Source organism: Devosia lacusdianchii (assembly GCF_022429625.1).
GTDB lineage: Bacteria > Pseudomonadota > Alphaproteobacteria > Rhizobiales > Devosiaceae > Devosia > Devosia lacusdianchii.
On the sequence record NZ_CP092483.1, the window covers coordinates 611,154 to 637,655 of the forward strand.

20 protein-coding genes, 1 tRNA gene and 1 riboswitch are annotated in these 26,502 nt (G+C 62.9%); of the genes, 5 read left to right on the forward strand and 16 right to left on the reverse strand.

Annotation, left to right across the window (positions count from 1 at the left end):
* Positions 1–6: 6 nt before the first annotated feature.
* The 3 genes from MF606_RS03005 to MF606_RS03015 form a co-directional block, all read right to left on the reverse strand.
* Positions 7–1,539 (reverse strand): sensor domain-containing diguanylate cyclase, encoded by a 1,533-nt coding sequence (locus MF606_RS03005; RefSeq protein WP_240232171.1) that lies wholly within the window; start codon positions 1,537–1,539, stop codon positions 7–9.
* A 32-nt stretch (positions 1,540–1,571) separates the two neighbouring features.
* Positions 1,572–1,922, reverse strand: a complete 351-nt coding sequence (locus MF606_RS03010) for a LytS/YhcK type 5TM receptor domain-containing protein (protein ID WP_240232172.1) — start codon at positions 1,920–1,922, stop codon at positions 1,572–1,574.
* 112 nt (positions 1,923–2,034) lie between these two features.
* Positions 2,035–4,104 (reverse strand): ATP-dependent helicase, encoded by a 2,070-nt coding sequence (locus tag MF606_RS03015; protein ID WP_240232173.1) that lies wholly within the window; start codon positions 4,102–4,104, stop codon positions 2,035–2,037.
* Between the two features lie 388 nt (positions 4,105–4,492).
* Between MF606_RS03015 and MF606_RS03020 the strand changes: the two genes are divergently transcribed.
* The 5 genes from MF606_RS03020 to MF606_RS03040 are packed head-to-tail and all read left to right on the forward strand — an operon-like array spanning position 4,493 to position 9,565.
* Positions 4,493–5,422, forward strand: a complete 930-nt coding sequence (locus MF606_RS03020; protein WP_240232174.1) for a hypothetical protein — start codon at positions 4,493–4,495, stop codon at positions 5,420–5,422.
* Positions 5,419–6,294 (forward strand): HesA/MoeB/ThiF family protein, encoded by an 876-nt coding sequence (locus MF606_RS03025; RefSeq protein ID WP_240232175.1) that lies wholly within the window; start codon positions 5,419–5,421, stop codon positions 6,292–6,294. The genes MF606_RS03020 and MF606_RS03025 overlap by 4 nt, the downstream gene beginning before the upstream one ends.
* A complete protein-coding gene (locus tag MF606_RS03030; protein WP_240232176.1) occupies positions 6,291–7,499 on the forward strand; it encodes a hypothetical protein in 1,209 nt (402 codons plus the stop codon). The genes MF606_RS03025 and MF606_RS03030 overlap by 4 nt, the downstream gene beginning before the upstream one ends.
* Positions 7,486–8,589, forward strand: a complete 1,104-nt coding sequence (locus tag MF606_RS03035; protein ID WP_240232177.1) for a GNAT family N-acetyltransferase — start codon at positions 7,486–7,488, stop codon at positions 8,587–8,589. Before MF606_RS03030 ends, MF606_RS03035 begins: the two co-directional genes overlap by 14 nt.
* A gap of 4 nt (positions 8,590–8,593) precedes the next feature.
* Positions 8,594–9,565, forward strand: coding sequence for a hypothetical protein (locus MF606_RS03040; RefSeq protein WP_240232178.1), 972 nt, complete (start codon positions 8,594–8,596; stop codon positions 9,563–9,565).
* On the opposite strand, the gene cysG is transcribed toward MF606_RS03040, so the two are convergent.
* The 13 genes from cysG to MF606_RS03105 form a co-directional block, all read right to left on the reverse strand.
* A complete protein-coding gene (gene cysG, locus MF606_RS03045; RefSeq protein WP_240232179.1) occupies positions 9,562–11,007 on the reverse strand; it encodes a siroheme synthase CysG in 1,446 nt (481 codons plus the stop codon). The two genes, MF606_RS03040 and cysG, sit on opposite strands and share 4 nt — an antisense overlap.
* On the reverse strand, positions 10,979–13,603 hold the full coding sequence (locus MF606_RS03050; protein WP_240232180.1) for a nitrate reductase: 2,625 nt from the start codon (positions 13,601–13,603) through the stop codon (positions 10,979–10,981). Before MF606_RS03050 ends, cysG begins: the two co-directional genes overlap by 29 nt.
* Before the next feature lie 169 nt (positions 13,604–13,772).
* A complete protein-coding gene (nirD, locus tag MF606_RS03055) occupies positions 13,773–14,105 on the reverse strand; it encodes a nitrite reductase small subunit NirD (RefSeq protein WP_240232182.1) in 333 nt (110 codons plus the stop codon).
* 4 nt (positions 14,106–14,109) lie between these two features.
* Positions 14,110–16,560 carry a nitrite reductase large subunit NirB gene (gene nirB / locus MF606_RS03060; RefSeq protein WP_240232183.1) on the reverse strand — a complete coding sequence of 817 codons (2,451 nt, stop codon included), beginning with the start codon at positions 16,558–16,560 and terminating at the stop codon, positions 14,110–14,112.
* A 9-nt stretch (positions 16,561–16,569) separates the two neighbouring features.
* The gene (locus MF606_RS03065) at positions 16,570–17,361 is read right to left on the reverse strand and encodes an ABC transporter ATP-binding protein (RefSeq protein ID WP_240232184.1); all 792 of its coding nucleotides are present in this window, start codon (positions 17,359–17,361) and stop codon (positions 16,570–16,572) included.
* A gap of 10 nt (positions 17,362–17,371) precedes the next feature.
* Positions 17,372–18,262, reverse strand: coding sequence for a nitrate ABC transporter permease (gene ntrB, locus MF606_RS03070; RefSeq protein WP_240232185.1), 891 nt, complete (start codon positions 18,260–18,262; stop codon positions 17,372–17,374).
* A gap of 183 nt (positions 18,263–18,445) precedes the next feature.
* On the reverse strand, positions 18,446–19,744 hold the full coding sequence (locus MF606_RS03075; RefSeq protein ID WP_420842237.1) for a CmpA/NrtA family ABC transporter substrate-binding protein: 1,299 nt from the start codon (positions 19,742–19,744) through the stop codon (positions 18,446–18,448).
* A 319-nt stretch (positions 19,745–20,063) separates the two neighbouring features.
* The gene (locus tag MF606_RS03080) at positions 20,064–21,275 is read right to left on the reverse strand and encodes a CmpA/NrtA family ABC transporter substrate-binding protein (protein WP_240232188.1); all 1,212 of its coding nucleotides are present in this window, start codon (positions 21,273–21,275) and stop codon (positions 20,064–20,066) included.
* Between the two features lie 8 nt (positions 21,276–21,283).
* Positions 21,284–21,877 (reverse strand): ANTAR domain-containing response regulator, encoded by a 594-nt coding sequence (locus MF606_RS03085; protein WP_240232189.1) that lies wholly within the window; start codon positions 21,875–21,877, stop codon positions 21,284–21,286.
* 429 nt (positions 21,878–22,306) lie between these two features.
* Positions 22,307–23,878 carry a hypothetical protein gene (locus MF606_RS03090; RefSeq protein WP_240232190.1) on the reverse strand — a complete coding sequence of 524 codons (1,572 nt, stop codon included), beginning with the start codon at positions 23,876–23,878 and terminating at the stop codon, positions 22,307–22,309.
* A gap of 156 nt (positions 23,879–24,034) precedes the next feature.
* Positions 24,035–24,108: transfer RNA gene (locus MF606_RS03095), tRNA-Gly, on the reverse strand.
* A gap of 87 nt (positions 24,109–24,195) precedes the next feature.
* A complete protein-coding gene (locus MF606_RS03100) occupies positions 24,196–24,837 on the reverse strand; it encodes a hypothetical protein (RefSeq protein ID WP_240232191.1) in 642 nt (213 codons plus the stop codon).
* Positions 24,838–25,202: 365 nt separating this feature from the next.
* Positions 25,203–26,315 (reverse strand): 2'-deoxycytidine 5'-triphosphate deaminase, encoded by a 1,113-nt coding sequence (locus tag MF606_RS03105; RefSeq protein WP_240232192.1) that lies wholly within the window; start codon positions 26,313–26,315, stop codon positions 25,203–25,205.
* 79 nt (positions 26,316–26,394) lie between these two features.
* Positions 26,395–26,470: riboswitch (SAM riboswitch) on the forward strand.
* The last annotated feature ends 32 nt before the right edge of the window (positions 26,471–26,502 follow it).

The following is a 26,502-nucleotide window of genomic DNA, read 5'->3' on the forward strand; positions in this document are numbered from 1 at the left end:
GGGCGCCTAATGCCCGGCGTAGCGCTTCTGCTCGCTGGTGACCCGCCGCCCGAACACCCGGTCGCGCCCGGCGGCCTTGGCGCTATAGAGCGCCTCGTCGGCGGCCTGGATAAGTTCAGGCGCGCTGCGGCGTAGATTGTCCGGCATGTAGGTGGCGACGCCGACACTGGCAGTCACATGCCCCTTGTCACCGCCACGATGCGTGATGCCGATATCGGCCAGCGCCCGGCGGAAACTCTCGGCCACGAGATAAGCCCCATCTTCGTCCGTATCGGGCAGGATCGCCGCGAATTCCTCGCCGCCATAACGCGCCGCCGTGTCGGCCGGGCGCTTCAGGCTTGTCTTCAGCACCTGGCTGAGGCGCTGCAGGCAATCGTCGCCGGCCGGATGGCCATAATGGTCGTTGAAGGCCTTGAAGTGATCGACATCGATCAGCAGCAGGCTGAGCGGCGTGCCAGCCCGGCCTGTGCGACGGATTTCGCCATCGAGCACATCGTCGAAGGCCCGCCGGTTGAGCAGGCCCGTCAGCCCGTCCGTCCGCACCAGATGCTTCAGTTCGTCCGTGGTCGAGTGCAGGGCCACCTCAGCCTGCTTGATCCGGGTCACGTCGGTCACCACCACCAGCGTCGCGCCATTGCTGGCCGGGCGTGTGCGAATCTGCAGCCAGCGCCCATCGAAGAGGTTGACCTCCTCCTCGCTTTCGCGATGCAGGTTGGCGACGATCTGCTCGATCCAGCCCTCCACATTATCGCGCGGCACGGTGATCTGTTCGCCCGTTTCCACCACCACGCGCAGGATATCAGCCATATGCGCGCCCGGTTGCCTTGCACTGCCGCTATAGGGGAAGCTGTCGCGATACTGTTCGTTACAGAACAGCAGGTAACCGCCGCTGTCGAACATGGCCAGGCCATCCGACATTTCCTCGAGCGCAAACGACAGCGTATCGCGGCTTTGCGTCAATTCCCGTTGCAGGCGCTTCTCGGTAGTGATGTCGCGCGTCACCCCGGCAAGCCCGATCACCTCGCCATAATTGTTATGCAACGGCACCTTGGCGGTGGAGTACCAGCATTGCTCGCCCGCTCGGTTGGTCAGCTCTTCCTCGAAGTCGAGCAGTGGGACGCCCGAAGCCAGCACGGTCAGTTCCTGCTCCAGCAGGGCAGCGGCCCGCTCGGGTGTGGTGAGGTCGAAGTCGGTCTTGCCGATCATCTCGTCGGCGCTGGCAAAGCCATGGAGCGTGAATGTGGCATTGTTGACCGCGGTGAACCGGCCGTGCCCGTCCTTGACATAGGCATAGTCGGGCGATTGTGCGAGCGCCGCCGCCAGCAGGTCGCGCTCGGCCGACAGGCGCCGGGCCTGCAGATAGACCATGCCCGCCAGCGTCGTGGCCACGATATTGAGCACCACGATGGGCAGTGCCACGGTGCGGGTGGCATTGATCATCAGGTCCTGGGGCAGCAGGGCGATCGCCAGGACCGTCACCGAAGCCGCGGCCACGCCCAGCATCAGCATATGCCACGCGGTCTGCGTCTTCCCGCGCATGATGAGCCCCAGCGTCAGACCCACGCCACTGGTCAGCAGAATTCCGCCCACACCCGTCCAGGCCCCGGCCCCCCCATGACCAGGCGATAGGCCAGGGCGATCGCGGCGCTGATCAGTGCTGCCGGCAGGCCGCCGAAAAAGGCAGCAACGATCAGCAGCGCCGAGCGGAGATCGAAGAAAATACCGCTCGCGAAGGGCACCGCCATGCTCATGGATGCGATCGCGCCAGCGCCCATGGTGGCGCCGAAAAGCACCAACCGCAGCGGGCGTGGCATGTTTCGCAGCCAATAGCGGGCATGGGCCCAGCCGAGCACGAACAGTGCCACGACGGCCAGATTGCCGGCCAGGATTTGCCAGGGGGAAGCCAAAGTCCACCACCCCATGTCGCACGCCGGGCCAGGATAGCGCCGGGTGGCCCATTCAGCGGGTCAGTCCGTACTCATACCATCCAAGCGTTTGCCATTCCTGAATCGGAATGTTTTTATTCGCGGTCGGCTATTTGCTCCACATGCCCCGCATCTGGGCCCCGATATCCATGCGGGCAGGGGCGGGCGACAGCCCCTCGATATAAGCCGGCGTCACCGGCGGCCACAGGATGTCCTCAAACAGTGGCACCATCACGCGTGGGATAAAGCGCGTGCGCTGGGCATAGAGATGCTTGTCGCCGTGCTTGTGTTGCTGCGTCACGAAAAACCGCTGCGGCACGATCAGATTCAACTCGTCCCGCGCCCGCGTCATCGCCACATAAAGCAGCCGCCGCTCTTCCTCCAGCTCATGCGTCGAACCGGTCCCCAGGTCCGATGGCATGCAGCCATCGACAACATTGAGCACATGCACGGCCTTCCATTCCTGCCCCTTGGCCGAATGGATGGTCGAGAGGATCAGGTAGTCCTCGTCCAGCGAGGGAACCCCGGATTGGTCGCTGGTCGCGTCGGGCGGATCGAGCGTCAGCTCGGTCAGGAAGCGCTCACGGCTGGCATAGCCCGCCGCGATCTGTTCAAGCTGCAGGATATCGGCCTGCCGCACCATCGCGTCTTCATAGGCCTGTTCCATCAGCGGCTCGTACCACAGCCGCGCATAGCCCAGTTCGATCGGCCAACCCGCGTCGCGCTTGCCCAGCCGCCCCATCAGCTCGACCAGCCCGCTCCAGCCTTCGGCGGCGCGCGGCGGTGCCGGAATTTCTCCCAGCGCCCAGATCGGATCGGGTCCGGTGGCCATGGCGTCGAGTACTTTGCCCCCCGTGCCGGGTCCAACACCGGGCAGCAATTGCAGCACCCGGAAGCCCGCCACCCGGTCGCGCGGATTTTCCGCCCAGCGCAGAATGGCAAGCAGGTCCTTGATATGGGCGGCATCGAGAAACTTAAGCCCGCCGAATTTGACGAACGGAACATTCCGCCGCGTCAGCTCGATCTCCAGCGGCCCGGAATGGCTCGATGTGCGGAACAGCACGGCCTGATCCTTGAGCGTCATACCGCCCTCGCGCGCCTCCAGCACCTTGTGCACCACATAGCGCGCCTGGTCGGCCTCATCGCGCACCGTCACCAGCAGCGGCTTGGCGTCCGATTGCCGCTCGGTCCACAGGTTCTTGGTGAAGCGCTCGCTGGCCAGCTCGATCACCGCATTGGCGGCGCTCAGGATCGGCTGCGTCGAGCGATAATTGCGGTCGAGCGTCACGATATCGGCCGGTGGGCTGAACGCCGTGGGGAAGTCGAGAATATTGCGCACCGTCGCGGCGCGGAACGAGTAGATCGACTGTGCATCGTCGCCCACCACCGTCAGCCCGAGCCCGTTCGGCCGCATCGCCAGCAGCACCGATGATTGCAGCCTGTTGGTGTCCTGGTACTCGTCCACCAGCACATGATCGAACCGATCAGAAACCTCGGCCGCTATAGCCGGCTCGGCCATCATGCCGGACCAGTAGAGCAGCAGATCGTCGTAATCGAGCACGTTCTGCGCCTGCTTGGCCTCCACGTAAGCGCCGAACAGGGTCCGCAATTCAGTCGCCCACATAGCGCACCAGGGAAACGTGTCCTTGAGCACCGTCTCCAGCTCACCCTGCGCATTGACGACGCGCGAATAGATCGCAAGGCAGGTCCCCTTGGTCGGAAACCGGCTCTTGGCCTCGCTCAATCCCAGTTCATGCCGCACCAGGTTCATCAGGTCGGCCGAGTCCTCGCGGTCATGGATGGTGAAGGACGGATCGAGCCCGAGTTGCATGGCATGTTCGCGCAGCAGCCGCGCGCCGATGCCATGAAACGTGCCGGCCCAGCTCAGCGCATCGGTGATAACACCCGAATTCTTGCCCATCACCTGCGCCGTGATCCGCTCGACCCGGCGGCTCATTTCGCTGGCCGCTCGCCGCGAAAACGTCATCAGCAGGATGCGGCGCGGATCGGCGCCATTGACCAGCAGATGCGCCACCCGATGCGCCAGCGTATTGGTCTTGCCCGATCCGGCGCCGGCAATGACCAGCAATGGTCCGGGTCGGATCTCCCCAACGCCATGCTCCACCGCACGGCGTTGCTCGGGGTTGAGCTTATCGAGATAGCTGAGGCTGGCGAGCACCGAATCGGTCCCTGAAATTGAAGGTCTGAGGGGAGACTATTCCGGTTTTGTTCGCAACAGGTGAAGCGTGGGCAGCCGCCTCTCTCCCCTTAGACAGTTCACTTTTGAAGCCTCGATCTCGCAATTTTTCTTCGGTGTCATCCCGGCGAAGGCCGGGATCCATCTCCGCATATCGCCAAAGACACTGAGTTTGCGGTGTCTGTCGAACATGGATTCCGGCCTTCGCCGGAATGACCCGGTGGGTGGCCGCAAGTACAGAGGAAACACCGACTCAACGGGAAGGGACCGCCCGGCCACGCCATCGTCATGGTTCACCTCGCCCATTGATCGACACCACCGATGTGCTACCGATCGTCGTCAACATATCGCACGGGGCAGATCAGGCAGGATGGAGCGGCGATATCTCGATCTCGGCCTGCCCGTTGGTCAGGGCCGTCGCATGCGCATCGTCGAGCGCCCCGGCCTGTGGATGGCGCCGGACAAGCTGGCCGAATTGATCGCACAATTGCGCCAGATCGCCTCGCGCACCCTCAACGACAAGGACCTCGAATACGGCATCTTCTCGGGTGACAAGTCTCGCCTCGAAAGCACGTTCATTACCCTCGTGACCGACAGCAAGACCGGCGCGCCGATCGCCTTCAACGCCTTGCCCGTCATTCCCCTCGAACTCGATGGCCGCCCGGTCGAGCTGCTGCATCTGGGTCTGGTCATGGTTGACCCGGACCAGCGCAGCAAGGGCCTGAGCTGGGTGCTGTACGGCCTCACCTGCTTCCTGCTGTTCATCCGCAATCAGGGGCGCCCGATCTGGATTTCCAATGTCACGCAGGTGCCCGCCGTCGTGGGCATGGTTACCGAGACCTTTTCCGAGGTCTATCCCGATCCCGCCAGCCAATCGCCGCGCAAGTTCCGCCATCTGGTGCTGGCCCGCCAGATCATGCGCGCCCATCGCTATGTCTTCGGCGTCGGCACCGAGGCGGACTTTGATGAAGACCGCTTCGTCATCACCAATGCCTATACCGGCGGCTCGGACAGTCTCAAGAAGTCCTTCGAGGTGGCCCAGAAACACCGCAAGCCTGTGTTCAACGACTTCTGCGCCGCCCAGCTCGACTACGCCAGGGGCGATGACGTGATCCAGATCGGCAAGCTCGATATGGCGGCCGCCCGGCGCTACCTCACCGATATGGTGCCCAAGGGCGCCCTCGGCCTCGTTGCGGGTGCCGCCATCATGGCGCTGGTGCAGCGCGCCGTGCTGCCCATCATCCACTGGCTCGACGCCACCAGAGAATTCGGCCGCCTGCGCCCCCGGACCCGATCATGAGCTTCTCCTACGCCGAATTCACCAACCGCAATCTTGGCTTCGTCGATGCGGCGGGCCAGGAAAAACTGCGCAACGCCACCGTCTTCGTCTGCGGCACCGGCGGCATGGGCGGCGCGGCCATCCTCGCCCTGGCCCGCGCGGGCATCGGCAAACTGATCCTCGCCGATATCGACACCTTCGAAATCGGCAACATGAACCGGCAGGTCTTTGCCTTCCTCAACACCGTCGATCGCCACAAGGCCGAAGCCACCGCCGAGATCATCAAGACCATCAATCCCGAGATCGAGGTCACCGTCTACAAGGACGATTGGCCCGATCACGTCGAGCAAAGCATTGCCGCCGCTGCCGTGACCATCAACGGCACCGATGACCTCGCCGCCAGCCTGCTCCTCTACCGCACCGCACGCGCCGCCGGAAAACCGGTGATCGACGCCTACGCCTCCTCACTGCCTTCGGTCTATGTCACCCGCCCCTCCGACCCGATGCCCGAGGAACGCCTTGACTATCCGACCATCGGCACGGCCTGGAATGCCCTCACCGCCGAGCAGCGCGGCGAGGCTTTCATGCGCGAAATCGAGCACGTCATGGTCCATTCCTCGGCGCGCAAATATATCGACATGCAGCTCGCCGGCGAAATGGCTGCGGGCAAGCGCAAGCGCATGTCCTTCGCTCCCATGGTCATCACCACAGGCATGCTGATGGCCTACGAAACCATCGCGCTGATCCTTGGTCAGCAGACCAAAACCGACTGCCGCGGCTGGTTCTTCAATCCCTATGAAGGCAAGGTCGAACGGCCACTGCCGGGCATTCTCTCCGCCATCATCACCCCCATAGCGCGCCGCAAGATCGCCGAACTCACGGGCGCCGCGTGACCATCCAGCACTCGCTCCTCGCCGATAGCGTCGTTTCCGCCGCTGCCCTTGCCGGCACGCTGGCCGCTATCGCCGTCATCCGCGCCCGCTCCACCCAGGATGGCCTCAGGAGCCGCCTCGTCTATGCATTGAGCCTGGTGTCGCTGGTGCTAGCCATGCGCCTGCTGTTCTGGAATCTGGGTCTGGGCATCTTCGAAACTCTCACCCGGCTCGCTGCCGCCTGGATACCGCTGGTCTCGCTCACCGTGCTCGAAGGCCTGCAGCGCCGCCACGCGCCGCAACTGCTGAAATACGCGGCGCTGATCGGTGGCGTCATCTTCAGCCTCTTCGCCTTTATCGGCTTCGGCCTGGCCTTTCCACTCTATGCGCTGCTGGCCTTCCAGCTTTCCGGTTTCGTCGCCATCTATGTGCTTGCCCTGACAGGCAAGGACGATAGCCTGACCGTGCAGGAACAGCGCATCATCGCCCGCATCCGCTTCGCGCTGCCGGTGCTCGTCGTGTTCCTCGCCAGCGATTATGGCATCTTTGAACAAGTCATTCCCATCCGCGCCTCGGGCGTGGCGATCCTGTTCTTCTGCTGGATGGCCATCGGCCCAGCCAGCGCCACCTCCAGCCGGCGCGAGGCCGGGCTGGCCTTCATCATCACCGCCGTGCTCGCGGCCATCATCGGCGCCGCAGCGACCCAGATGTCGCAGATGGATCGGGGCTTCTTTGTCCAGGTCACCGCCATGGCGCTGTGCAGCGGCATCCTCGCCCTCGTGCTCAACGAAGCCGCCCGCGCCTTTGCCGAGAGCCGTCGCGACGACGTGCTCAAGGCCCTGGTCGGCGCCGATACGACCGATCTCCACCGCTTCATGGCCTCGATCGCCGCCGACTCGCCGCTGCATGGTTCGACCTTGATCGAGGGCGAACAGCTTGCCGATTTCGACGCCGCCGCCCTGCGCGCCACCTTTGCCCGCAAACCCGTCCTCAGCCGCGGCGACCTGCACACAATCCCTGATGAGACCCGCCAACAGTTCGACAGTCTTTTCACCACCTACGACGCCAGCCACCTGATCCTGCTGAGCGATACGCCCCTGGTCATTGCAGCGGCGGCATTGCCCTCTATCGGTCGCCGCGCTGCGGTCGAAACCGAACTGGGACTGGTCCAGCGCATGGCCATGCTGATTGCCACAAGGAAGGACCGTGCCGATGGAGCTGCGTGAGGGCGACTTCGAAGCATTCTTCGCCGCCCCCTTCGAGGCCTATGGCGAGAACACGCCCTATGTTTCGCCGATGAAATCGGACCTTCGCCGCTTCTTCACCGTGGGCGAAAATCCGCTCTTCCCTGCGCCCGGCAATTTCGCGTTATTTTCCGTTCATCGGCATGGCAAAACTGTGGGCCGCATCAGCGCCCACATCCACCCCGCCTCCAATGCCCTGCACAAAACCAACACCGCCTACTTCGGCTATTTCGACGTCGCCGACGACGCCGAAGCCGCCAAAACCCTCCTGAATGCCGCCGAAACCTGGGCCCGCCAGCGCGGCTTCGACACCATAGCCGGCAATTTCAACCTGACCGCCATGCAGCAGATCGGCGTCATGACCGGGGGCTTCGAACACACCCCCTATGTCGACCAGGTCTATAGCCCACCCCACATCGCCCGCCTCCTCGCCGACAGCGGCTACGAGGCTTACTTCCCTATGCGGACCTTCGAGGTTGACCTCGAAAAATTCAATCCACTGAGCATATTAGGTCCAGCCCAGCAGGAAATACTCAGCTCGCCCGACTGGCATTTCGCCCGCGTGACCCGCAAGGAAATCCCCCAGCGACTGGCCGAGGCCCGCGAACTGCTCAACAGTGGCTTCAGCGACAATCCCATGTTCGTGCCGCTCACTGCGGAAGAGTTCGAGTTTCAGGCCAAGGAGCTCAAATGGATCATCGATCCGCGTATCACCTCGGTCATCCACCACGAGGGCAAGCCTGCCGCCATCGCCCTGGTCATCCCAGATCTCAACCCCTTCATCCGCGCCACCCGCAGCCAGATGTCCTGGCTGACTCCGTGGCACTTCATCGTCAACCTGTTCCGCCGCAAGCGCGCCCTGGTCGTCTATGCCTCGGTCCGGCATGACCTCCACAGCAAGGGCGTGATGAGCGCCATGCTCGTCAACCTGCTGCCCGCCATGCTCGCCGCCGGCTACAAGCAGGTCGGTATCACCTGGGTCTGGGACGAGAACAAGGGCAGCCTGCGTCTGATGGATTACCTCGGCGGCAAACCGCTGCATCGCCTGCATCTGTTCCGCAAGTCGTTGTAATTCCATGGAAAAGATCACCCCTGCCGATCTTCTGGATATCGCCGCGACCGCCAATCTCGCCCCCAGCGTCCACAATACCCAGCCCACCCGCTGGCATTTCGATCCCGACGGAGCGATCCGCCTCAGCGCCGACCAGACCCGCCGTCTCAAGATCGGCGACCCCACCGGCCGCGACCTGGAGGTCTCCGTTGGCGCCGCCCTTGAAGGCACGATGATCGCGCTCTCCAATCGCGGGCTGGTCGGCGCTCTCGAGCCCGGGGATAGCCTGCGTATCGTGCCCCGAGGCGGTGCCTCGCCCGACCCGCTTGCGCCCGAAATGTCACGCCGTACCACCTGGCGCCGTGGCTTCGCGCCGGCCGCAATCGCACTGTCGCAGTCGCTGACGCAGTGGGCAGCTCAACACGACGATATCGGTCTCGTCCACGAGCCCGCCGCCATGGCCGTCATCTCCAGGGTCAATGAGCGAACCAGCCTCGCCTTCTACCGCAATGCCCCCTACCGCAACGAACTCCTGTCCTGGATGCGCCTGTCACGATCTGATCCCCGCTTTGGCGTCGACGGCCTTTCGGCCCCAGCCATGGGCATGTCGGGCTTCGAGGCATTGGGCGCCGGCATGGTGCTGCGCCAGCCGCTATTCGGCGTGCTCGACCTGATTGGGGTGTTCGGCGGCCTAATGTCGGAAGAGCGCCATACGCTGGGCGCTATGGCTGTCCTGCTGTTCCATCGTCCGATCAATGAGCATCCCGTGCAGACCGGCCGCTCGCTCTATCGCCGCCAGCTCGAACTGTCTGCACTGGGGCTCCAGACCTGGCCCATGTCAGTGCTTGCGGACGACCCCGAGGTGGCGGCCGAACTCGTCAAGGAGCATGCCATTAGCGCCGACCGCCGCTTGGTCACCGCCTGGCGCGTCGGTCCGCTTCCAGCCGAAGCCCAGGTCAGGCGCGAGCGTCTGCCGGCGGCGGCGCTGATCGGCTAGGCGTTCGCCGCGACGCCATCGGGTAGGGCGAAAGTCTCTCGCGGCTGCCGCAGGGCGTCGCCGACTGCAAAGATCGTTGGCGCTGCCAGCGAAAAAGCCTCGACTGCAACCACCGCCTGCTCGATCGTGCCGCGCCAAACCTGCTGATCGGCCCGCCCGACATTGGCCGCAATGATCGCGGGCGTAGTGGCCTGCATCCCCTGGTCGCGCAGATGCTGGACAATCTGTGGCATGGTCCGTCGCGACATGTAATAGACACTGGTGGTGACAGGGTCCGCCAGGGCTGCCCAGTCCAGCGTCTCTGGCAGCACGCCCTGGCGGGAATGGCCGGTGACGAAACGGACCGATTGGGCATGGTCCCGATGCGTGAGCGAGATGCCGAGGCCGCTGGCCAGCGCCAGCGCAGCAGTAACCCCGGGCACCACAGTCACCGCAATGCCGTGCCGTTTCAGCATCTCGATCTCTTCCCCGGCACGGCCGAAGATCATCGGATCGCCCGATTTGAGGCGAACCACATGCTTGCCCTGCCGCGCCAGGGTCAGCATCATCGCATTGATATCGTCCTGGCGGCAGCTTTCGCGGGCGGCGCGCTTGCCCACCAGTATGCGCTTGGCCTCGCGCCTGGCCAGTTCCAGCACGTCAGACGAAACCAGGTCGTCGAACAGGATGACATCGGCCGCTTGCAGCGCCCGCACCGCCTTGATGGTCAATAAGTCCGCATCGCCCGGACCGGCGCCGACCAGCGTGACGCGACCCATCGCCGGCGCGGCGACAATGGCATCCATGTCGCCATCCATGGGTGTTGGCGCCGCATCGCCGAAGGCACGATCGACCAGTCGTTCCCAGAATGCTCGTCGCTGCGGCCCGGCATCGAGCCGATCCATCACGCTGGCGCGTACCGATTGTGCCAACTGGGCCCAGACGCTCAGCGTCGCCGGCAGCAGCGTCTCGATGCGACGGCGCACCGCCTGCCCAAGGATTGGCGCCGCGCCGGCCGTGGAAATGCCAACGACGACGGGCGAGCGATTGACGATGGAGCCGAACTGGAACTGGCAGAATTCGGGCCGGTCGATGACATTGTAGGGCACGCCGGCGTCGCGCGCGGCGGCGGTGAAGGCGACGGCTTGCTCGTCATCCTCGATATCGGCCACCGCCAGTACGGCACCCGACAAGTCCGCGTCGGTCCACTCCCGGTCGATCAGGCTGATGCTGCCGGCGACCGCGCCGGCCTCCGCCAAAGCGACGAGATCGTCGCACCATTCTGCAATCGGCGAGAAGACCTCCACATGGGCACCGGCGGCGGCCAAGAGTTCGATCTTCCAGCAGGCCGGTTCGGTGCCGCCCATCACCACGACGCGCTTGCCGGCCAGATCGAAGAAGAACGGCAACACCGCCAGCGGCGTTATCCGGGCATTACTCCGCGGCTTGGAGACGATGTGCATCGATGATCCCCCTGATTTCAGCGCGGCAGGAGCCGCAATTGGTGCCGGCCTTGGTATAGGCGCCCACCGCCTCGACGGTTGTGCAGCCCTTTGCGATGACAGCGGCAGTGATAGTGTTGATGCCCACTGAGAAGCAGGAGCAGACGATGGCGCCGCTATCAGGCATGTCGGCGCCGGGCCGACCGGCCAGCACGGCCGAGCCGGTGATACTCTCGGCGGCCAAGAGACCCACCGCCCATTGCCGCGACACCAGCACGGGGTCGGGTGACAGATAGAGCGCGAAAACCAACCTGCCATCTTCGATCAACGCGACATTGCGGCGACCGGAATGGGCATCGTGCAGCGAGATCAGGTTTGCGTCGGTCGGGAGTTCGAAGGCGGCGCGGATCCAGGCGTCCCAATTGGTCGGTTCGCTGGTCATGGCGATCTCGCCCCGCATGCCGCCCGGCGCCTCAGCCGTGGCCCAGTAGTCGAGACCAGAGAGCAGCGGCCGCGTGCGGGCGACGAAGAAGCCGTGCATGCGGGTATAGAACGGCTCGGCATGCGCCAACGCCATCTTCAGGGCCGGTTGATGCGAGTGAGGGTCCACCTTGGCCGTCACCAGGGCATCCACGCGGCCATTCGAGGCGAAGTGGTCGGTCCAGTGCATCGGCACGAACAGGTGCCCGCGCCGCTGCCGATCCGTCACCAGCGCGCGAACCACAGCACTGCCATGGCGATTGCTCAGGCGCACCAGCGTGGCGCGGCGGATATTGAGAGCCTCGGCATCATCAGGGTGGATTTCAACGAACGGCTCGGCGTAGTGGGCCGATAGGCGTGCGGTTTTGCCGGTACGTGTCATCGTATGCCAGTGGTCGCGCACCCGGCCGGTATTGAGAATAAAGCTGCCCGGCGCTGGCACGAAGGGCGGCGGCGGCAGCACTGGCACGAAGCGGGCCCTGCGATCGCGCGTGAAAAAACGGCCGTCGCCGAACATTCGCGCGGCCGGCTTGTTCCGGACGGGCCACTGCGTTGGGGGCAGAGTAGCATAATCCGCGCCCAAAAGGCCGGAGAGGTCGAAGTCCCGACTGCCATCATTCTCGAAAGCCGAAAGCGCCACATGCTCGGCGAAAATTTGCGCCGGGGTGGCATAGTCGAACACCTGCGCAAAACCCATGCGCTTGCCGACTTCCTTGATGATCCACCAGTCGGGGCGCACCTCGCCCGGCAGCGCAAGGAACGGTCGCTGGCGCGAAATGCGTCGTTCCGAATTGGTAACGGTGCCGTCCTTTTCGCCCCAGCCGGCCGCCGGGAGGCGGACATGAGCGACAATACCGGTATCGGTGCGACCAGACATGTCGGACACGACGACGAAGGGGCAGGTGGCCAGCGCGGCACGAACCGCGTCCGCTTCGGGCATGGAATCGACCGGGTTGGTCGCCATGATCCAGATCGCCTTGATCTCGCCACGGGCCATGGCGGAGAAAAGTTCGACGGCTTTGAAGCCGGGTTTGCTGGCAACGCTGTCGCTCCCCCAGAAGCGGCCAACACGCTCGATGGCTTCGGGCGTGAAGTCCATATGCGCGGCGAGCATGTTCGCCAGCCCGCCCACCTCGCGACCACCCATGGCATTGGGCTGGCCGGTGACCGAGAACGGTCCCATGCCCGGCCGGCCCATACGGCCGGTCAGCAGGTGGCAGTTGATGATGGCATTGACCTTGTCAGTGCCCGAGGATGACTGGTTGACGCCCTGTGAATAGATGGTGACGACCTTCTCGGTCTTGCCGAACCAGGTGTAGAACAGCTCGACTGACTTCTCGGACAGGCCCGTGGCGCTGGCAACCCGACTGACGGGCCAATCCTCCGCCACCAGCAGCGCCGCTTCCACACCCGACGTGTGATCTGCAACGAAACCCGGCGCTGTGATACCGTTGCTGTCGAGATAGCCGAGCAAGCCGACAAACAGGGCACTATCGCCATCTGACTGCACTGCCAGATGCAGGTCGGCGATATCGGCGCTGACCGTCCGGCGCGGATCGATCAGTACGACCCGCATATCAGGGCGCTCGGCCTTAGCCTTGACGATGCGCTGATAAAGCACCGGGTGGCACCAGCCTAGATTGCTGCCGACCAGCACGACCAGGTCGGACAGTTCGAGATCCTCGTAATTGCCGGGGACGGTATCCGAGCCGAAAGCGCGCTTGTGTCCGGCCACTGACGAGGCCATGCAAAGGCGCGAATTGGTATCCATATTGCCCGAGCCGATGAAGCCCTTCATCAGCTTATTGGCGACGTAATAGTCCTCGGTGAGGAGTTGGCCAGAGCCATAGAAGGCGACGGAATCGGGGCCATGCTCGTCGATGGCCCGGCTGAAGGTCGTGGCTACCAGGTCGAGGGCGTCATCCCAGCTACTGCGCTGGCCTTTGACCTCGGGATAGAGCAGGCGGCCGTCCAGCGAGAGCGTCTCGCCCAAGGCCGAACCCTTGGAGCAAAGGCGGCCATAGTTTGCGGGGTGATCTGGATCACCTGATATGGCGACGGTACCATCCGGCTGCGGCGTGGCGAGGACGCCACAACCGACACCGCAATAGGGGCAGGTGGTGCGGGTTGTGGTCATGAAGACACCGGGGTTGCTGCGAGATCACCCCCACCCTTGATCCCTCCCCACAAGGGAGAGGGAGACGACTGCGCGATCCACACAATAGCGCCGGATTTGCGGCCCCTGCCTTCCCTCCCCCTTGTGGGGAGGGATGCGAGAGCGGGGTGGGGGTGGGCCATGCGCACCATCACTCCGCCGCCACCGCCATGATCTCATCAGCGATGAAAATCCGCCCATCGACCACGTCGATCGCATAGGTGCGCACCTCACCCTCATCGGCGCCCATGGCCTTGCCGGTTTCGAGGTCAAACACCCAATTGTGCAGCGGACAGGTCACCGAGGCGCCATGCACGATGCCCTCGCTGAGCGGCCCGTTCTTGTGCGGGCAGCGGTTTTCCATGGCGAAGATCTGGTCTTCCTGCGTACGAAACACCGCGATCTTGCCTGATGGCGTGTTGACGCAACGCGCGCCACGGCGCGGAATGGCGGCGACGGTGCCGATTTCGATCCAATTGGTCATAGCTCTACTCCGCTGCTACGGGCATGCCGAACTCGGCCATGGCAGCGAATTCGTGGGCGTCCTTGCCGTTGACGCGCTCTTCCCACGGGTCGATCTGCGCAAACGTCTGCGAATAGACGAAGCGCTCGTAGTACATCCGGCGCTTCTCGCGATCGGTGACCACATTGGCTGTTATCGACGGCGTGCCGACGCGCTTGGCCCATTTGTAGATGCGTTCTAGATAGCGGCCCTGCTCGCGGTAAAGCTGCGTCAGCGCCACGATAATCTCCAGCGCCTCGTCCTCGCTGTCGGCGTGGCACAGCAATTCCGTGCCCTTGATGTCGAGCCCCGCCGCGCCGGCAAAGTGGATGTCGTACCCGGAATCGACGCAGATGACCCCGATATCCTTGCAGGTGGCCTCGGCGCAATTGCGCGGGCAGCCGGAGACGGCGAGCTTGAGCTTTGCCGGGGTCCACGCGCCCCACATGAACTTTTCGATGCGGATGCCCAGCCCTGTCGAATCCTGCGTGCCAAAGCGGCACCAGTCCGAGCCGACGCAGGTCTTGACCGTCCGCAACCCCTTGGCATAGGCGGCGCCCGAGACCATGCCGGCGGCATTGAGATCGGCCCAAACGGCGGGAAGGTCCTCTTTCTTGACACCCAAGAGATCGATGCGCTGGCCGCCAGTGACCTTGACGGCGGGGATGGCGAACTTCTCGGCGACATCGGCAATGGCGCGCAATTCCTTGGGATTGGTCATGCCGCCCCACATGCGCGGCACCACCGAATAGGTGCCATCCTTCTGGATATTGGCGTGCACACGCTCATTGATGAAGCGGGACTGGCCGTCATCTTCGTATTCACCCGGCCAATCGGCCACGAGGTAATAGTTGAGCGCCGGCCGGCACTTGGCGCAGCCGCAGGAGGTCTTCCACTCCAACTCCTGCATGACAGCCGGGATCGACTTCAGCGATTTGGCGATGATCAGCCGGCGCACATCGTCATGCCCCAGCTCGGTGCAGGGGCACATGGGCTGCACGGCGGCCGGGTTATAGGCATCGCCCAGCGTCGCATGCAGCAATTGTTCGACCAGCCCCGTGCACGAACCGCACGAGGCCGAGGCCTTGGTATGGGCGCGCACGCCATCGAGACTGGTCAGCCCCTTGGCCGCGATGGCGCCAGTGATCTTGCCCTTGCATACGCCGTTGCAGCCGCAAATCTCTGCCTCATCCGGCAATGCTGCAACGGCCGCCATAGGGTCCAGCGGGGAGCCCCCCTGATAAGCCTGGCCAAAGATAAGCGTATCGCGCATCTCGCGTGTATCGGTCTGGTTCTTCAGCATGTCGAAGAACCAGGGGCCATCGGCGGTTTCGCCATAAAGGACGGCGCCAATGATGCGATCGTCCTTGAGGATGAGCCGCTTGTAGACGCCGGCCGTCGCGTCGCGCAGCACGATTTCCTCGCGGTCCTCACCCTCGCCGAAATCACCGGCAGAGTAGAGGTCGATGCCCGTCACCTTGAGGCGCGTCGCGGTATATTGCGGCACGAAAGCCGCGTCGTGATCGCCGCCCAGATGCGCGGCCACGATATTGGCCTGCTGATAGAGCGGCGCCACCAGCCCGTAACACATGCCGCCGACCTCGGCGCACTCACCCAGCGCGTAGATTGATGGGTCCGAGGTCTGCATCTGGTCATTGACGACAATGCCGCGATTGACCGCGAGCCCAGCTTCCTTGCCCAGTCCGGCATTGGGTCGAATGCCCACGGCCATGACAACGAGATCCGCCTTGATACGCGTGCCGTCGTCCAGCAGCACAGCCTCGACACGGCTGTCGCCCAGGATTTCCTTGGTATTGGCCTTGGTAATCACCTCGATGCCGCGCCGCTCCAGCTCGCGCTGCAGCAGGTAACCCGCCGCCGGATCGAGCTGGCGTTCCATCAGCGTCGGCGAGATATGGAGCACGGTGACTGTCATGCCCTGGTTGATGAGGCCCGCCGCCGCCTCAAGCCCGAGGAGACCCCCGCCAATCACCACCGCATGGCCGCGCGACTTGGCGGCCAGCATCATGGCGTGCACGTCATCGAGGTCGCGATAGCTGAGCACGCCCGGCAGCTTGTGGCCGGGCACCGGGATGATGAACGGCACAGAACCGGTGGCGATGATCAGCTTGTCGTATTCCGCGCTGGCGCCCTGTTCGGAGCGCACGATGCGGTTGTCGCGATCGATCTCGACGATCCGGTGCCCCTTGTAGAGCATGATCTCGTTTTCGATGTACCAGGCGTCGCCATGGATGATGATGTCCTCGAACGACTTCTCGCCCGACAGCACCGGCGACAGCATGATGCGGTCGTAGTTGACGCGCGGTTCGGCGTTGAAAATGGTGACGCTGTAGCGGCCCGGGTCGGTCTCGAACAGTTTTTCGAGGGCGCGGCCGGGGGCCATGCCATTGCCGATGATGACGAGTTTTTCGGTCATTGCGGGCTCCTAGGCGGCTTCGACGAACCGGTGGCGCTCATAGAGGAACTTGAGCACCGCCTCGCGGCATTTGAGGTAGATCCGGTCGGCCGCCAGATCGAGGCGTTGGCGCGGCCGCTCCAGCGGCACCTCGAGCACTTCCCCGATCCGGGCCGATGGGCCATTGGTCATCATCACGATGCGGTCGCTGAGTAGCACCGCCTCATCGACATCATGGGTGATCATGATCATCGTGCTGCCCAGACGCTTCTGGATGTCCATGACCGCATCCTGCAGATGCGCGCGGGTCAGAGCGTCGAGGGCCCCGAAGGGTTCGTCGAGCAGCAGGATTTTGGGCTGCATGGCCAGCGCCCGGGCAATACCGACGCGCTGCTTCATGCCACCCGAAATCTCGGTCGGTCGCTTATCCCTGGCGTGGCTCATCTGCACCAGATCGAGATTGTGCATAATCCAGTCATGCCGCTCGGAGCCGGTCTTGGTCTTGCCGAAAACCTTGGCGACGGCGAGGTTGACGTTCTCGTAGACGGTCAGCCAGGGCAGCAGCGAATGGTTCTGGAACACCACGGCGCGCTCCGGCCCGGGGCCGTTGACCTCGCGCCCCTCCAACTGGATGCCGCCCGAGGAAACTTCGGTGAGGCCGGCAATCAGGTTGAGCAATGTCGACTTGCCGCAGCCGGAATGGCCGATGATCGAGATCACCTCGCCCTGCCTGATGTCGAGGCTGACATCCTTCAGCACCTCGGAGCGTACGCCGCCACGGTCGAAGTGTTTGTCGACGTTTTCGATCTTGAGATAGGTCATTGCTGGCTCCTCAGTTCGCAGCTGTGCCGCGGGTGACGAAGGCGCCGATACCAGCTACCAGCCGGTCGAGGATGAACCCCACGACCCCGATATAGACCAGCGCCACGATGATGTCGGAGAGACGCGAGCTGTTCCACGCATCCCAGATGAAGAAGCCGATGCCCACGCCGCCGGTCAGCATCTCCGCCGCGACGATGGCGAGCCAGCTGAGGCCAACGCCGATCCTGAGGCCGGTGAAAATGTACGGCGCAGCGGCCGGGATCATGATCTTGAAAAAGAACTCGGCCTGGTTGAGCTGCAGGATGCGCGCCACATTGCGGTAGTCCTGCGGAATGTTGCGCACGCCCACCGCCGTATTGATGATCACCGGCCAGACCGAGGTGATGAAGATCACGAAGATCGCCGAGGGCGCCGAATCCATGAATGCAGCCAGCGACAGCGGCAGCCAGGCCAGCGGCGGCACCGTGCGCAGGATCTGGAAGATCGGATCGAGCCCGCGCATCGCCCAGATCGACTGACCGATGACGGCGCCGATGGTGACACCCACCACCGCCGCAATGCCGAAGCCGATAGCGACACGCTGCAGCGATGTGAGCACCCGCAGGCCGAGCCCGATATCACCTTGCCCATAATCGAAGAACGGGCTGATCAGCAGTTCACCGGCATCGGTCCACACCTGGCTCGGCGACGGCAGCGACGCACTCGGCGATGCACACAGGATTTGCCAGATCACCAGCACCAGCGCGATCACCACCAGTGGCGGCACGATGTTGGCCGCAAGCGTGCCGAATGTCTTGGACCACGAGCCAGGGCGCGATGGCGGTTTGGGCAGGGCGAAGACCTCGGCTTTGGTGGGCATCGGAGCGGTCGTCGTGGGCAGGCGCTGAACTGTGGCGGTCATGATCGATGTCCTTTCGGAAACCCCATTCGCGTCGGCGCACGATCTTGCCGTGCCACCGGGCGGCACCTCCCCCTCGATGGGGGAGGCTGGGCGGGGGTGTGAGAGCCACGATATTCGAGCTCCCATCCCCCACCCTTGATCCCTCCCCACAAGGGGGAGGGTGTCGACGGAGACGTCATCGCCCTAGACCACTGCCTTGATGGCGAGGCTTTCGAGATAGGCCGAGGGGTTGGCCGGATCGAACACCTTGCCGTCAAAGAAGGTCTCAGACCCGCGCGACGTACCCTCGGGAATGTCGGCAGCCGCAACGCCCAGCGCCGCAGCGGCAGCGCGCCAGATGTCTTCGCGGTTCACCGCATCAACCGATGCGGTGATGTCGGTCGTGCCCGGCAGATAGCCCCAGCGCACGTTTTCGGTCAGGAACCAGGCATCGTGGCTCTTGAACGGATAGGACGCATGGTCCTTCCAGAATTTCATTTCCAGCCCGGTGGCGGTCTCCACGCGGCCATTGCCGTAGTTGATGTCGCCCTTGAGGCGACCGGCGACGTCGGCGGCCGGAATATTGAACCAGCTGCGTTTGCCCAGGATTTGCGCCAGCTCCTGCTTATTCTCGGTGAGGTCAGCCCATTGCGCCGCTTCCATAACCGCCATCAGGATGGCCTGGGTTGCCACCGGATTGGCCTCGACGAAGTCGTTGCGCAGGCTCAGCGCCTTTTCAGGGTGACCCTTCCACAACTCGCCCGTCGTGGTGGCGGTGAAGCCGACGCCCTGGTTGACGAGCTGCTCGTTCCACGGCTCGCCCACGCAGAACGCGTCCATGGTGCCCACCTTCATATTGGCGACCATTTGCGGCGGGGGCACGGTGATCAGCGAAACTTCGCTGTTCGGATCGATGCCGCCCGCGGCAAGCCAGTACCGCATCCACAGGTCATGTGTGCCGCCCGGAAAGGTCATGGCGACATTGACTTCGGTGCCAGCGGCCTTGCGCTCGGCGAAGATTTGCTTGAGCGGCGACGCGTCAACGCCGACACCGGAATCCTTATAGGCTTGGCTGACCGAGATGCCCTGCGCATCGAGATTGAGCCGGGCGATGATCGACATCGGCACCGGCGTGCCACCAGTGACGGTGCCAGCGGTCATCAGGTAGGGCATGGGCGTCAGGATGTGCGCGCCGTCGATACCGTTCGCAGCCCCACCGAGCACGAGGTTGTCGCGCGTTGCACCCCACGATGCCTGCTTTTGCACCTGTACGTCGGGCACGCCATGCTTGGCGAACAGCCCCTTCTCCTGCGCGATGATCAGCGCTGATGCGTCGGTCAGTGCGATATAGCCCAGCTTGGCGCCGGTAACCTCGGGGCCATTGCTTTGGGCGAAGGCCCCCGAGGGGAACAGCGCCCTGGTTGCGACCAGGGTCGCAGCGGTTGCCGTGGCCGCTTTGAGAAAGCTGCGGCGGGTGGTCAGCGTCGTCATAAAGTTCTCCATCTGCACCGATCGGAAAAACAAAAAAGCCGCCAACGGATCAGCGCAGCAGTGGTGACCGCGCGAAGACCTGTTGGCAGCTTTGCCTGGATGACGCCCATCGTTGGACGTCGACTGTTCAAGGAGCGTCTTGGGAGGAGCGCCTTTGCCAAGGACGTTGCACGAAGCGTGCCAAATCGTGACTGCGCGGCAATTTTGTGGATTGTCAGTAGTTTGGCGAATTTCGCCTTGGTAGATAGCTTACCCTCCGCAATTTGGACAGATCAAAGCTACACCAGTATGCCTAAAAGATGCGCATGTGTGTGGTGTGCTCAAATGTGAATCAACCGCGCGCCGTTTGGCTGGCAATGTAGCTGTCCAGCGCACTCGGGTCGAAAATCTGACCATCGAAAAACAGGTCCGCCCCCATCATCAAGGAGCCGTTCCCCGTGACGATTTTGCCCGGCTTGCCGCGCAGGCCGTCGATCTTGTAGTCGTCATCAGGTACCGCCACCCCAAGCGGGGCGAGAGCGCTCCGATAGAGGTCCGGCCGGAAGCACGCTGCGGCGACAGCGGCGTTTTCTGTACGCGCCGGCACTTCACCCCAGCGCACCATCTGGCTGTAATACCAGAGAGCGTGGCTCTTCCATGGGAAGTTGGCGGCACTGGCGTGAGGAATGTAATAGTCCGGCACCTGCCGCAACACGCCGCCGATATCGAGCGTGCCGGTCAGGGCTCGGCCGACAATCTCGGACGAAGCATTGAGATAGGCGGCTCCCGCCATAATCGCCGCCGCTTCGCTCCGATTGTCCGGTTCGGCACACCAGAGGCCGGCCCGATAGACAGCCCTGATGATTGCGGCCACCAGGTCCGGATGATCGGCGGCCCAGGTCTCGCGCATGCCCACGACTTTGTCGGGACTCGATCGCCAGATCAGCGCCTTGGCGGTCGCGATATGTCCGCCCTTGGTTGCCACCCCGATACTGTTCCAGGGTTCGCCGACGCAATAGCCGTCAATCCCGCCGGCCCCCAGCGCATCCGGCAACAGGGGCGGCGGCAAGACGACGATCTCGATATCCCGGTCCGGAACGATGCCGCTGGACGCCAGCCAGTAGCGCAATTCGTAATTATGCGACGAGGTCTGATGCACCACACCGAACCGCAGCTTGCGCGGTGACGCCTGCACCGCCTTGGCAAGCGCGGCCCCGGTCAGGGTCGGGTCGAGGTCATCTGGCGCGCCCTGGTCGGCCATGGCCCGCCACAACGCATCGCTGACCGTTACCGCATTATTGCCCAGGCCCAAAACCACGGGTGCGATCATTGGCATGGCCAAAGGTGTGAGGCCGAGGCTGGTGGCCAGCGGCATCGGCGCCAGCATCTGGGCAATATCAAAATGCCCGAGCGCGGCACGGTCGCGGATATTGGCCCAACTGGTTTCTCGCACCAGCGTCAGGCCCAGTCCCTCGTCTTCCGCAAAACCCTTCTCCCGCGCCAGTACCAGCAGGATGCTGTCGAGTAGGGGCAGGAAGCCGGCGGTGATCTGGGTGGTGGACATGAGCGTTCCTACGATGGCCCAAGCAACGTCGCGGCCGTGATCAGGCTTTGAGCGATGTCGACCATTCTGCGGTTCTGGTTCATGGCGGTGGAGCGGAGTAGGGCATAGGCGTCCGCCTCGCTCATGCCGCGCGTCTTCATCAGGATGGCTTTGGCCTGGTCGATGATCTTGCGATCCTCGAGTTCGCCGCGCACCTGTTCCAGCTCGCGCGTCAGTCGCGCGAAGGCGTTGAAGCGCGAGATCGCCATGTCGAGGATCGGCTTGACGCGCTCCTTCTTGAGCCCGTCCACCACATAGGCGGACACGCCGGCCTCGACGGCCTTCTCGATCATCGCCCCATCCGAGCGATCGACGAACATGGCAATAGGGCGCTGAATGGCGCGCGACAGCGAAAAGAAGTGCTCCAGCGTGTCACGCTTGGGATTTTCGAGGTCGATGACGATGACATCGGGCGCCTCGCTCTGGATTGTGCGGGCCACTTCGTTGACGTCATGGATCACCGCCACCCGGGTGTGCCCACCCTCCCGCAGCCCATCCTCGATGATGGAGGCGCGGATGCGATTTTCATCGATGATCAGGATGGACAGATCGCAATTGGGCATCGCCGGTAGTTATGCCGGAGCCTAAAACAAGTGCAAGTTTGGAATCTGCACAGCAGCTAATCACAAAACCGCATAGCGGCTCTGCGGAGTAGTGCGCCCAACGACATCCGCCGGAGCAAATGGCGCTGCTTGCAAGCGGCGCCAGGCGCGTTACGGCGGGGCGGTGTGAGCCAGTATGCTGGGGATTGGAGCGGGTGAAGGGCTCGTAACCCTTCACCTGTACTGTTGAAACCATTGAACAATATGGGTTCGGAGCGGATTAGGTAGCACCGTAGGGGCCCCCGCAGGTATCACCGGCCCAAGACCACTGGTGCAGTGGCAGCTTATGCCCGCCGAACAGCATAGAACTGTAGGAATGTCGCGCGAAGCAGGCGACGCAGTCATCTGTCCAACCGCGACCTGAAGTGCCTGTCAGTGTAAACGCTTGCACTAGCGACGCCCCCTTCTCAATGCGGCAGCAGCTCTACGTTCTTTCCGGTTGCCGTAGCCGGGATAACCCAGATCATGCATTGGCGGCCGTGTTACCTTCGGAAATTCGCTTTCTTGGGGCGTGCGCGTTTTCAGATGCTGCATGATCCCAATTCGGTCGCAGTCTGCCTGATTTCGAGCCCGCTGCTCGTCTGTCCAATCGTGCTGCGCGGCATACACGCAATCCTCTGAAGCGCCTCTCCCCTGATTTGGCGGCTCCATCGCCACACCGATTACCCTATCCAGATAGGGGTGCTTCATCAGCAGCGCCTGAGCGTAGATCTGTAGATAGGCAGTTCGAGCTAAGCGGTAGTGCTCATAGCCCCCCTTCTTCTCCATCCAATCAAGATATTTGAGTGTCAGAAAGAAGAAGCCAGTCTCCGCGCCCTTTGAGCCTTCGGCTCCGATCATGGCCCGGAAGAAAGTTTCCTTTTTCTGGCCAATCTCCAAGGCGCCTATGCACGCCTTGCCAAAGTTCCGCCTTTCGAAACGGTTCGCCAGCGCCATGTGACGCACGGCCAGTTCGCTATTGGTCAACTTGTATTCGAAGCCGGGGAGAACGATCGAGGTGCCCCCCATCATGTGCTTCGTGAAATTTTCAATCAGGAAATCCCAGAAGTAAGACGGCTTGTTAGCTTCGGCCCGCGCGGCGTACTGAGGATCATTCACAAAGCTAGGGTATGCGTCCCCATCTATGACCAGCCGGTCTTCTGACGACCAGGCGCCGCCATGGGGCGCGGTGAAGTCGTGGTCACCGTCAGCGTTGATGCGCGTTGCGTAGTAAGCGATGAGATCCTCTTCGCCGTGCGCAAGAGCCAAATTTCCAGAGCGCAGGAATTTGGCACGCTTCTCTAGGTACTCAACAAAATCGGTGATGGTGTCCATTTCATGCATGACAACATCGAGCGATGCCTCGTCCAGAACATGAATGAAGTCACCTTCGGGCTGAACGTCACCAATGACAAACGGCTGGCCTGCTGGATCGATATGCTGATTGCCCGTAATTTCGGGATCGATGGCGAAGCTTCCGGTGCCACCGTTGAAGCGAGCAACACAGGCCTTCGCCGCGCCACCAGCAACAACGACTCTGTGAATTTTCCGGCGTTCAGGTGGCGGCAACGGCAACGGGAAAGGGTGCTGACAAGCGTGGTCTAAGTAGATGCGATCAGGGTGGTCACGGATCCACCTTTCTGCGCCAGCCAGCTGTTTTGCCGCGTCGAGAACAGCCTTCCTAAACCACCGAGGCCAGGCAATATCGGCCGCCTTATCTGACCAGCTTATGTTTTTCTCGCTGAACAGGATGATGTGCGGGTCACACACCACCATGAGGTCGCAAATTTCTTTCCCATCTGTGATCCCAGTAGAGAGCTGGTCACGGAATGGGCTTGGATATGACCAAAGTTCAAGAAATGTACGCGACGCAAGCTTGGCCAAGTGGCGTTCGGTCGGCGTAAAACCACCCGATTTAACTATGGGCTCCCGCAACTGCTCTAAATGTTCGCCAACGTTTACTGGCTTTCTGACCATGCTCATATTACTGAATTGCTTGTGGCAGCCCCGCAAGTGCCTCCGGCCTGTGTTCACCGGTTCGGAGCAGGCCAAGTCTCACCGCAGGTATCCCCGCAGGACTCATCGCCAAAATCCAGAAAATGAAAAAGATATGAAAAATCAATCACTTACGTGATTTTCTGGAGCGGGTGAAGGGAATCGAACCCTCGTCGTAAGCTTGGGAAGCTTCTGCTCTACCATTGAGCTACACCCGCCTGCGGGGCGATAGATGCGGGAATTTAGGCAGGGCGTCAAGCGGGTGTGGCTATTGCAGGCGTGACCCAGCAGCCAGGTGCGATGCCCTAGCGAAGTTCGTCCATGATTGGGCTGTTGAGCGGGGCCGGCCGGCGGCTCGATACCAGCTTGCCAGCAAACAGCCCGGCAACGGCGATGGCGTTGACGGCGATCAGCAATGCACAGAAACAGGCCCAGATCTGGTTGGCCGGGATCGAATTGTTGAACTGCGGAATCGTGGCCAGCGCCACCGGCACATACCAGCACGTGGCCGAAGTGGCGCCGCCCACGAGCATCAACATGCGCTGTTGCACGCTCAAGCCAGCAAAGAGCGGGCGCGATACCTGTTGCTCCACCATGGGTAGCACTACCTTGTGGAGATAGACGGCGTTGGCGGTCAGCACGCCCACTACGCTGAGCTTGGCCCAGATTTTCGGATTGGCCAGCTTGTCGGCCTCGAACAGGCCGTAATAGCCGAGAAAGCCAAGACCGCTGATCCACAGCATTACCAGCCCCGCCGTTACGATCTTGGTGCCGAAATTGAAGGCCTGGACATGGGTGGGGCGGACCTTGCTGCGCACCATGAACCGCAGCATCAGCAGATCGAGGAAAGTCGCCGTGCCCAGCCCCAACGCGAGTCCGATGAAGTGGACGATCCGGATGCCGCCTTTGAGGAAGCTTGGCTCGCCTAGAAGGGCTAAGAAATTCATGCGGAGGCACTCCAGCCATAGAGAAGCGATCCGACCGCAGGTTATTATCCTGCAGCCGAACAGAGTTTGGAAATCTTACGCAAACAACGACTGCTTCCAGGCAGATATCGAGAGCCACACAACTGACCATGAGGCCAGCGTCAGTCACGAATTGTTCGTCTGGATGTCCGGTAAACTAAATGTGTGAACGCGGCCATTTTGTGAGGGTCGCGATCGACACCGCAAAATGCGCCGGATCGTGAATCTAAACCTTTCGTGCCACAGAAAGATTTAAGTCACGATTTTCGTCGCCGGCTGTGCACAACCGCGCGGCGTTCGACGCCGCAAAGCGCGAATGTGGCGAAAACTGGATAGCAGGCCACCGGCTAGCCGGGGTAGGGCTTGAAGTGCTTGGACAGCTTCAGCGTCTGCGCCTGGTAGTTCGATCCCAGCGCCGAGCCGTAGAGACGGTCCGGCGTTTCCGCCAGGCGCTCATAGATCAGCCGGCCAATGGTCTGGCCGTGCCCAAGCAGGAATGGCACTTCGCGGCTGCGCACTTCGAGCACCGCGCGACTCCCCGTGCCACCGGCCGAGGAATGGCCGAAACCGGGATCGAAGAAGCCGGCATAATGCACGCGGAATTCGCCCACCAGCGGATCGAACGGCACCATTTCGGCGGCGTGGCTGGGCGGCACATGCACCGCTTCGTCGCTGACCAGGATGTAGAACTCGTCCGGGTCGAGGATCAGCTCTTCGCGACCTCGATTGTGTAGCGGCTCCCAGAAGTCGAGCACGTCGAGAGCGCCCTTCCTGTCGACATCGACCACGGCGGTGTGCCGCTTGGAGCGGAAGCCGACCAGCCCGTCGCGACCGGCGCCCTTGAGGTCGATCGACAGCGCCACACCCTCGCCCACCGGCACGCTATTGTCGAAGACCAGCGTGTCGCTGGCATGCAGCGCCTGGTGCTCAGCAATGGTCAGGCGGTTGTCGCCGCTGCGGAACCGCATCTGGCTCAGCCGTGAGCCGGTCCGCACCAGTACCGGGAAGGTGCGGGGGCTGACCTCGAGATACAGCGGCCCTTCATAGCCCACCGGCATCTGGTCGAAGCCACGGGCCCGGTCGCCGATGACGCGGGTGAACACGTCGAGTCGTCCGGTGGAGCTCTTGGGATTGGCGGAGGCGCTGACGGCCTCGGGTAGGTCGAGGCTTTCCTGCAGCGGCACCAGATAGACGCAGCCCCGCTCGAGCACCGCGCCCTTGGTCAGGTCGATTTCGTGCAGCTTGAGCGCTTCGATGCGTTCGGCGACCGAATGGCTGGGTCCCGGCAAAAAACTCGACCGCACACGATAGGCGACATCGCCAAGGCGCAGATCGAGGCTGGCAGGCTGCACCTGGTCGGCATCGAACGGCCGCGCCGCGATGATCGAGCCCTGGCTGCGCAACAATTCGATCAACCGCGCCGGAAAGACGCCCTGCGGCCAGGCCTGCTGCTTGTCCATGCTCTTGCGCTTCCCGCGGTGCTTCTGCAGTTTCCCTAGCAACCCCTGCAATTGACGCCAACAGCCAATTGGCCTTACATCACAAGTCAGTGGTGATTTGGCCGGTCGCTTGCAGCCACTTAAAACAAGTTGCTAAAGACCGTTTGAAACCGGCCGCCAGTTTGCGTGCCGGTTTTTTGTTGGAAAG